Below are 9140 nucleotides of genomic sequence, written 5' to 3' on the forward strand. Positions count from 1 at the left end.
GACCATGTCGCGAACGGCCTGCTTGAACAGCTTGAGCCGCTCCCCGCCAGGCAGGAACGCCTTGAACTCCTCATACCCCAGCGGGCCGACACGCAGTTCGATCCTGCTTTGGCGGCTGAAAACGCGTGGGCCGATCGTCGCGCCCTTGCCGAGCCCTGCAAAGGCCTTTGCAAGACGGGTCTGGAGACCGGTTGGTACTGTTATCCAGGCGGAGATGAACTCCTTGATCTGTACCGGCGCCTTGAACGCTTCCGCCAGGAACAGCGTCAGCCGTTCCGGGCCGTCGACCTGATTGGCCAGCGAAGCCGCCTGCCGAAGCTTCACCGTATCGAGATTGGGGTCCTGCGTGCCGGGAAGTCCGATCCCGGCCATGGCTTCAAGCATGGCGCGAACGCGCCCGCCGACCGCGCGTTCGGCCTGCACGGCCGGGTGCGCATCCGCCCACGCCCGATAGTAGAGGGCGATCATACGGTGCTGCAGAATGTTGACGAAGTCGACGAACGTCGTGTCGCTAGTCAGTTGTGCCTCGGCGCCGGCGAACCAGCGTTGCGAGAGCCGGTCGAGCACCCAGCGCGTCAGATGCAGCGGCATTGGACCCTCGGGTCCCAGCAGACCAAAATTTGCCACCGTGACCCGGGCCGGTGCCGCATCGCGGGCTTCGCGGAACACAACCAGGTCCCGTGCGGAAAAGGCGAGGCGCACATGCTGGCCGAGCCGTGCCGGCTCACGGTCGGGACGGCCGGAATGGCCGAACAGACCGTTCCGTTGTTCGAGGCGGCGCAGCAGTTCGAAAAAGTCGAACGTCTCGGACAGACCTTCGGCCCTGTTCGGGCCGGGCTTGTCTAGATCAGGTAGCGATTGCCGGGCGTCATCGGCCATGGCACATCCTCCTGCTTCTGCAGCAGCCGCGTGCGAGTTCGCACGAAGCCGTTTATCCCGGCGTGACGAGCAAACAACCGCGCCAGCAAGGCCGAAAGCAGCAAGGTACTTTGGCCGGCCAGGACCGATTGATCAACATGCAACGTGACTTCGGTACCGCGTCCAAAGCACATCGGTCCATCGATTTGCAGACGTTCGATGACCGGCTGCGAGTCGATACGCACGATCGAATGCACATTTCGGGCAAGGCTTGGATCGCCGCGATCGGCATAAAGGTCGAGTAGCGCATGCAGGGGATCGATGCCGCGGCCTTCTTTGGCAAGACTGAGAAAGTTGAGCGCGAGCTGCGCCACCAGCCGCCAGGCGAGATCATCGGCCCGCGATTCCCCGTCGGCCCCAGCAGGCAGTGCCGCAGGAATAGCTGGCTGCGGCGCACGCAAGGCGCCAAGAAGCCTCACGGTTTCGACCGGGTCGCCGGCCTCTAACGTCAACGTCGGATTGTCATCGAGGATCGGCAGATCACGATTGGTGCAAAGCGCCATCACGTCGAGCCGCTTCAGCGGCCGGGTCGCCGGCCTTACGAGCGGCCGGGACACGGCCAGGAAAACGTCATCCCCGGTATAGGACGTTCGCGTCAGACCTTCGCGGCGCTCCTCCTCCATCGCGCGGCGAGGGCGCCTTTCGGTCGAATAGACCCAACCACTACCGCGGTTCTGACCCAGGCTGAAGAGCTCGGGGATTTCGGCGTCGTTGCCTTCCGTGTCGGCGTCCTCGACGCGGATGACCCGGTAGATTTCGAAGTCACGCGCCCGCGTCCGGTCCGCATGCAACACCTGGCGCGTCTTGCGTTCATCGACTTCGACGACGTTGCACTCGCGTTCGAACAGATTGATGATCGGTGTCGCGAAAAGTTCGAAGTCCGCCGGCGTCAGATCGGCCAGCTCGGGAACCGTGCGTTTGAACAGGAAAATGATCTCGAGTCCGGCCGCGCATTGGCGCACGACAGGCTGCAATCCCAAAACCCGTGCATAGTGAAAACGCTCGGGCATCATGAAGTATGCGCGCAGCAACCGGTATCCTTCGAATGTCGGGCGGGTGCGCGGCATCAAGGCTTCGTCGTCGCTGATGCCGATCATCTCGGGTGCCGGCAACGGCGACAGCGGGTTGGTCTTGCCTTCCGGTCGCGCTGCTGTGGCCGCGCAGGCGCCGAAAATCGCATCGAACAGTAGCGGCGCCTTGGTGCGTCCGGCAAAATAGAGGTCAAGCCGGTCGAGAGCCAGTTCGTCGAGCTTGCCTTTTCCGGTCCTGGCCAGCGTGAGGCGGAGCGCCGACTCGCCGCTGACACCGCCGATCGGTCCTATGCCAGCCATCGCCATCGCACTGCGGTCCTGAAAAAAGCTGACCGAAGTGACCGCGATCGGCCATAGAGTCATTTCCTGGGCGGTTGAGAAAATGCAGCGCGTTGACAGGCCTGGCTGCAGGCTGGAAACCAGCCGTGTGTTGCGCTTGACGACGTGGCCGGCCAGCATGGTCTGGACCTGCTGGCCGGGTTTCAGCACCGCCATCGCCGTTGCCGGCGCCGGCGTGACCAGATCGGGATAGAGAACGTCGAGCACACTGCGGGAAAATCGCGAGCGCTCGGCATCGACCTTTAGCCGGGTGCGCGCGGCCAGGAAGGCTACGCCATCGAGCAGGCGCTCGACATATGGGTCCGGACACGGCACCGTATCGAGGGAAAGGTTGCGCGCCACCGCCGGATGCATGTCTGCGAATTCCGATGCAAGAGCGCGGATATGGCTCAGTTCCTCCTCGTAATATTCGACGAAGACCCGATCCATCTCAGGCCTCCCCAATTTCGGTCCGCGCCAAACCGTTGTCGAGATTGATCGTGGTGCGCAGGCGCATGCGTTCGGGAGTCGGGGTCATGATCAGAACGGCGTCTATCTCGATCTTCAGGCCGACGGTGTTGTCGCCAAGCGTGACCGTTACCTTTGTTGCGCTTTCCTTCAGGCGGGGCTCGAAGGTCGCGAGCACCATGCGGATCTCACGTGCCAACACCTCGCGATCGAAGTCGCGCGACGAGCGGCCCGAGAAGGAGGGCACGCCGTAATTGACCACGCTGCGGCGGACCTCCGGGAAATCGGCAAGCGAAGGGGGATTGTCCGCAACCTGTTCATTTTCCAGGTCGGAAAGAAGCGGCGTCGCCTCGAAGCGCTCTGTGTTGAAGAGCGCCTCGATGTCACGCCGTACCGCTTCCCTGAGCACGCGCGCCGATACCACCACGCCACGGCTTTCGATTTCGACGCGGTGCTGGGTCTGAACGGCCAACCGATGCAGACGGCGTTTCTGATCCGGTGTCAGTACCACATCGGCGTCGATGGCACGCGTGCTGCCGGCAACGAGTGTGTCGAGACGGTCCGCGCCAAGCTCGTCGAGCAGGACATGGCGCAGCCCGTCTATTTCCGAGGTCAGGCCCGGCAGATCATTGACGAGACGATCCCAAAGCGACGGCTGGACGGCTTCGCTTTTCGCCCGCAAGCTGCCAGTGGTCTGCTGCATGCCCGCGCCGGGTCGCCGAACCTCACTTGCCGACATAGACATCCATTTCGGCTTCATCATTGCCGTCATAGACGAATTTGATCTTCTTGTAGGCGAAGCTGACCTCTTCCTGGATCAGGTCTTCCTCATCCTCGGCCTGCGACATGTCGTATTCCATGATCGAGGCGTCGGTGAGGGTAACGACCAGGTAATCCTTGGTCTCGCCATCGATGGTCCGGCGGGCCGAGAACACCACCTCATCAAGGGCCTTGTTTTCGAACAAAGCCTTTTTCAGATAGGGCGATGATTTGTCGTAGTGCTTGGTGAATTTGATCATCCCCATGGAGACGCGGCCACGGCGTGACAGCGAATTGGGATCATAAGGTGCGACCATCTTGTAGTCGACGCCATGGATTTCAATCTCGTCATCGTGGCCGTCGCGGGTGCTGGGGCCTTTGATATCGGGAACCTTCAGGAAGCCATCAATCTTCGTAGTCGGCATTGTGTTTCTCCACCGCTTTCAAAAAACCAGGTTGTCGTTGCTGCGATCAAGTCTTAACGGACGGTAGTTCCGAGACCAGTCGGAGCGACGCGTTGATGCCCTCCAGCTGGTAATGCGGGCGCAGATAGAAGCGGGCATTATAATAGCCCGGCCGCCCCTCCACGCTGTCCACCTGGACCTCGGCGGCGGCAAGCGGGCGCTTGGCGCGCGCCTTGTCGTCGGCAAAGGCCGGGTTGGCCAGCACGTATCGATTGATCCACTCGGTCAACCAGATCTGCATGTCGGCGCGCTCCTTGAACGAGCCGACCTTGTCGCGCGCGATCGCCTTGAGGTAGTGCGCAAAGCGCGAGACCGGGAACAGGTAGGGCAGGTTGGCGCTCAGCCGCTCGTTCGACTGTGCATCGGGGTCGACCAGCCGCCCCGCCCGCGTTTCGTCGTCCTGCAGCGAGTGTGCTCCGATGAAGGCCGCGAGATCGGTATTCTTCCGGTGCAGGATGGGCATCAAGCCAAGCTTGGCCAGTTCCGCCTCGCGCCGGTCGTCGATGGCGACTTCCGTGGGACATTTCATCGCGATCGAGCCATCATCGGTCGGGAAGCTATGCACCGGCAGGTTGAGCACCGTGCCACCATTCTCCACGCCGCGGATCTGCGTGCCCCAGCCGAAAAACTTGTGACTGCGGTTGATGTTGACGCCCATCGGGAAGGCGGCGTTCATCCAGACATATTTGTTGTGATCGCCCTCCACCTCTTCCTCGAAGGTGAAACCCTTCACCGGAACGGTATCGGTGCCGTAGGGCAGCCGCGCCAGGACGCGGGGCATGGTCAGGCCGATGTAGCGAGCGTCCTCACTCTCGCGCAACGACTGCCACGAGGCATAGGCGGGGTTGGAGACGATCTGCTGCAGGTCTTGCGGGTTCGGCAGTTCCTGCCAGCTGTCCATGCGAAATAGGCGCGGCGAAGCGGCCGCGATAAACGGCGTATGCGCGGAAGCGCAGATGCCGGAGATGTTGCGCAGCAGGCCGACGTCACGTGGGTGATTGGAGAACTCGTAGGCGCCGATCACGCAGCCGATTGGTTCGCCGCCAAGCATCGAATACTCGTCTGTGTAGACTTTCTTGAAGATCGGGCTCTGGTCCCACATCTGACCTTCATAGTCTTCAAGCGTATCGGCCAGCTGCTCTTTGGAGATGTTCATCACCCGGATCTTCAGCTTCTGATCCGTCTCGGTGTTGTTGACGAGATACCACAGCCCTCGCCATGTGCCTTCCATCTCACGCACTTCCGGCGCGTGCAGGATTTCGTTGACCTGTGTCGTCAGCATCTTGTCAATGCCGGCGATCAGCGACTTGATCGATTTGATGGCATTGGAAGAGATGGTCGTGGTGTCGGAACGGGACTGCGCCGCGAGCGCGAGATTGCGCACGAGCTGTTGCAGCTTCTCGCTGTCGTCCTTCTTGACCTTGAAATCTTTTTCGAGGAGTCCGCTGAATTCATCGAGGTTTATGGCTTCGGCCTCCGCGGCGACTGAGGCGGTCTTTTGCTGTTCGGCCATGATCATTCCCCAACCTTGTCGTCGTCGGCCAGCGCCTGGCTGGCAATCTTGCCAAGAAGCGGTTCGTTGTTCAGAAGCTGCGCGATGCGCTTTTCAGCATCGACACGGCCATCCATGAAGCCGAGCAATTCCTCAAGTTGTCGACGCATCTTGAGGATCTCGGCCAGTTGCGGAACTTGCTCGGCAATCTTGTCGGGGGCGAAATCACCCATCTTGGAAAATGTAAGATCGAGCGCCAGTTCCTCGTCACGCTCCTGGCCCTCGGCCTGCGGCAGCGTGTTCTTCACCCGCGCTTTGACGCGGGGGCCGAGCGCCTCCATGAATTTTGGGAAGCGGTTCGCGTCGGTCTCGACAAAGGAGCGGTCCAGCACCGACTTTGACGCTTCCTTGGTTTGCGAAGCACCGGCAAGGTCGGCCATCACGCCCATGACAAACGGCAGTTCGATCGTCGTCGGGCTGCCGTAGGTTTCCACATCGTAGGCGATCTGCACCCGCGGCGCGCGATTTCGTTCGATGACCTTGGCTTTGCTTTCGGCTGGCATGTGTTGTTACCTTTCATCCTTCTGAGCCGTCTTCTTGGCATCGGGAACGCCGGCCAGCAGCCTGAACTCCTTCAGCCCCGAAGGGGCGAGATCTTCCATCAGTTCAACGAAATCCATGTGCACCATCCGACGGACCCGCCGAGCCAGGTGCGGAATTGGGCTCGACGGTTCGGTACGGTCATAGAAGGCGACGACCAGGTCGAGGCATTTCACCACGTCGTCGCGCGAGGAGATCCGGTCGGGGAGTCCCGTGCTCGAGTCCGCATAGCTTGCCATACTTGCCATAGCATCGGCTCCATGACCGTTTCGAGCAGGCGTTGCCAGTTCCGTCGGCACCGCCTGCGTGGCTGCGCCATTCGTCACCGCGCCGGCCGCTGAATTCCGTTCAAGTGTCGTCAGCAAACGCTGCAGGAACCGTTTTAAGTCCGGAACGGGAGTGCCGCTGCCCTCGAGACGAGCGTTGAGCGCAGTCTCGAGCGCATCCAGTGCCGTGATCGTCGCCCGGGCGTCGGCGATGAGCTGGACCATCTCCGCATTGGCCTGATCGATCTGTGCCGCACATGCGGCACGCACCCGATTCAAGAGTTGTCCGTGCGCACTGACCAGCTGCGCTTTTTCCGCCGCATTCAGCCCCGAGGCGGCTTCCTGGAGCATGACGCGATCGTCGAGCGCACCCTTCTCCAGGTCCTTGCCCTGAACCGGGCCGATTGCGCGCGGCGCGAAGAACGTCATTTGCCGCAGATTCGCCAACAACCCGTCCTGACCATTCTGCAGGTCGATCAGCGCGTTGATACGGCGCAAGGCGGCATCGCGCGGCGAAGCGTTGGGCCGCAGAGCCGGATGCATGGTGTCCCAATGCTGATCGAAGGTCTGCGCGATCAGCGTCAGACCTTGCGCCAATCCGGCCAGCCCGTCTTCATTGGCCAGCGCGCGCGTGACGATGACAAGCAGGCGCAAGTCCCTGCCATGCGCGCGCAATTCCTCCGCCTTTGCGAGCACAGCGGGCCAGTCGACTGGAATCGTGCTTTGCGAGCCGGCCTTATTGTTGCCGTCGTGGACGACCTTGAGTTGGGCTTCGGTCAGGCGCTCCAACTCATGGAAAGCCGGGTCGTTGCGCAAATCTTCCCCGGACGGATTCTCACCGTCTAGCGAAGAAAGCCAGAGTGCGAGATCAATCACACCAACCCCCAGCGAAGGCCCTCAAACCTTATGTGACCTTACGTTATCACACCGGTGCACTTTACCACAATTCAACGAGTGCTCCAAAATTAACAGAAGCTGAACACCGCCATGAGTACCGAACTCCGTGGCGCAATTGTCAATCCGTATGAGAAATGCATTGCGCAGGGCGCGCAATTCCGCTGTTGTTTGCAGCCGGTGGTGCAAGACTTCCACAATACGAGGAAGCTGGCTGAACCAGGCATTGAGGCCTCGTCCACAACGCACTTTGTCAAGTGGCGGCATCTGTGGCAGTTTATCGGCTGGCAGATTGCAGGAGCACGTTCGATGGAACAGCGCCGGTCGTCGCAGAGCTTCAAGCGTAAGGAACTGGTCGGCAAGCTTGATCCTGTCGGGGTGCGCGCCTTCAAGGCCGCGGCCGATAGCGCCAAGCTGCGCGGCAATCCTTACGTCGAACTCGTTCACTTCATCGAGCAGCTGGTGCTTTCCGACCGCTCCGATGTGCAAATGATAATCGCCGATGCGGGACTGGATGCCAGCCGGCTCACGGCAGATATGACCCGTGCCGTCGACAAGTTGCCCTATGGCGCAACCTCGATCGAGGAATTCTCCGATCATATCTTTCATGCAATCCAGGAAGCCTGGAACCTCGCGACGCTGGAGTTCGGCGTCGAGGAAGTCCGCAGCGCCCATATTCTGCTTTCCTGCCTGAAAACCCCGGTTCTGGAAGGCCTGCTGTCGAAGATCAGCGGCGAGTTCGACAAGATCGACGCCGATGCGGTTGTCGCGCGGTTCGCCGATGTCGTGGAAGGTTCGCTCGAAGGCGGCGCAGCCATCGCGGTGCCCGCGGCTGAAACGCCGAAGCGGACCATGGGCGGAGATTCGGCCTTGGCGAAATTCGCCACCGATCTGACCCAACGCGCCCGCGAGGGCAAGATCGATCCGGTCGTCGGCCGCGATCCGGAGATCCGGCAGATAGTCGACATCCTGATGCGGCGTCGGCAAAACAACCCGATCCTGACCGGCGAGGCCGGGGTCGGCAAGACGGCGGTCGTTGAGGGCTTTGCCTTGCGTATCGCTCAGGGCGATGTGCCGCCCACGCTGCAAGGCGTCAGCGTGCGCATGCTCGATGTCGGATTGATGCAGGCGGGCGCCAGCGTGAAGGGCGAATTCGAAAAACGGCTGAAGGCTGTGATCGACGAGGTTCAATCGTCCGAAACGCCGGTCATCCTGTTCATCGACGAGGCCCACACCTTGATTGGCGCCGGCGGTGCTGCCGGAACTGGTGATGCCGCCAATCTCTTGAAGCCGGCGCTGGCACGGGGCGAACTTCGCACCATCGCCGCAACGACCTGGGCCGAATATAAGCAGCACATCGAGAAAGACCCGGCGCTGACCCGCCGTTTCCAGGTGGTCAAGATTGACGAGCCGTCTGAGGCGGTGGCCGTTCTGATGTTGCGCGGTGTGGCAGGGGTTCTGGAGCAGCACCACAAGGTGCAGATACTCGACGAGGCGATCGAGGCAGCAGTCGGCCTGTCGCATCGCTACATCCCGGCACGGCAACTGCCTGACAAGGCGGTGAGCCTCCTCGACACCGCCTGCGCCCGTGTCGCCATATCGCAGCATGCTACGCCAGCCGAGGTCGAGGACATCATGCGCCGCCGCCAGGCTCTGGAGGTCGAGCGCGGCATCATCGGGCGCGAGGCCGCGATCGGCATCGAGGTGGCTGAACGGCAGGCGCGCGTCGACACCGGGCTTGCCGAAAGTGAGATCACCCTGGCTGCGGCGCAGCAGCGTTGGGATCGTGAAAAGGTGCTCGTCGCCGAGATACTCGAACTGCGCGCCAGGCTGCGCGGCGAGGGTGTGGCGCTCGATGCGGCCACCGTTGGGGCCGATGCCGAACCGGCAGCGGCGAACGCAGAAAAGACCAAGGTAGCGGAGTCGTCAG

General features: G+C 61.7%; 8 protein-coding genes. 1 reads left to right on the forward strand and 7 read right to left on the reverse strand.

All coding sequences use genetic code 11. The features are described 5' to 3' along the window. The 7 genes from tssG to tssA form a co-directional block, all read right to left on the reverse strand. Nucleotides 1-879, reverse strand: an 879-nt coding sequence (tssG, locus tag EN884_RS14745; RefSeq protein ID WP_128360600.1) for a type VI secretion system baseplate subunit TssG, incomplete at its 3' end; no start/stop codon positions are given. Then, a complete protein-coding gene (gene tssF / locus EN884_RS14750) occupies nucleotides 843-2717 on the reverse strand; it encodes a type VI secretion system baseplate subunit TssF (protein ID WP_128360601.1) in 1875 nt (624 codons plus the stop codon). The genes tssF and tssG, both read right to left, overlap by 37 nt. A 1-nt stretch (nucleotide 2718) precedes the next feature. Continuing rightward, entirely contained in the window at nucleotides 2719-3474 is a 756-nt protein-coding gene (gene tssE, locus EN884_RS14755; protein ID WP_013525306.1) for a type VI secretion system baseplate subunit TssE, read from the reverse strand. Beyond that, complete coding sequence (locus tag EN884_RS14760) at nucleotides 3461-3919, reverse strand: Hcp family type VI secretion system effector (RefSeq protein ID WP_013525307.1); 459 nt, start codon at nucleotides 3917-3919, stop codon at nucleotides 3461-3463. Before EN884_RS14760 ends, tssE begins: the two co-directional genes overlap by 14 nt. 46 nt (nucleotides 3920-3965) lie before the next feature. Beyond that, nucleotides 3966-5471, reverse strand: coding sequence for a type VI secretion system contractile sheath large subunit (tssC, locus tag EN884_RS14765; protein ID WP_063170590.1), 1506 nt, complete (start codon nucleotides 5469-5471; stop codon nucleotides 3966-3968). Nucleotides 5472-5473: 2 nt separating this feature from the next. Continuing rightward, nucleotides 5474-6013, reverse strand: a complete 540-nt coding sequence (tssB, locus tag EN884_RS14770; RefSeq protein ID WP_013525309.1) for a type VI secretion system contractile sheath small subunit — start codon at nucleotides 6011-6013, stop codon at nucleotides 5474-5476. Nucleotides 6014-6019: 6 nt separating this feature from the next. Further along, the gene (gene tssA / locus EN884_RS14775) at nucleotides 6020-7192 is read right to left on the reverse strand and encodes a type VI secretion system protein TssA (protein ID WP_063170589.1); all 1173 of its coding nucleotides are present in this window, start codon (nucleotides 7190-7192) and stop codon (nucleotides 6020-6022) included. Nucleotides 7193-7519: 327 nt separating this feature from the next. On the opposite strand from tssA, the gene EN884_RS14780 reads away from it, so the two are divergent. Further along, nucleotides 7520-9140: AAA family ATPase (locus tag EN884_RS14780; RefSeq protein ID WP_128360602.1), on the forward strand; the 1621-nt coding region annotated here is incomplete at its 3' end.

Source organism: Mesorhizobium sp. M7A.F.Ca.AU.001.01.1.1 (genome assembly GCF_004022735.1).
Classification (GTDB): domain Bacteria; phylum Pseudomonadota; class Alphaproteobacteria; order Rhizobiales; family Rhizobiaceae; genus Mesorhizobium; species Mesorhizobium ciceri.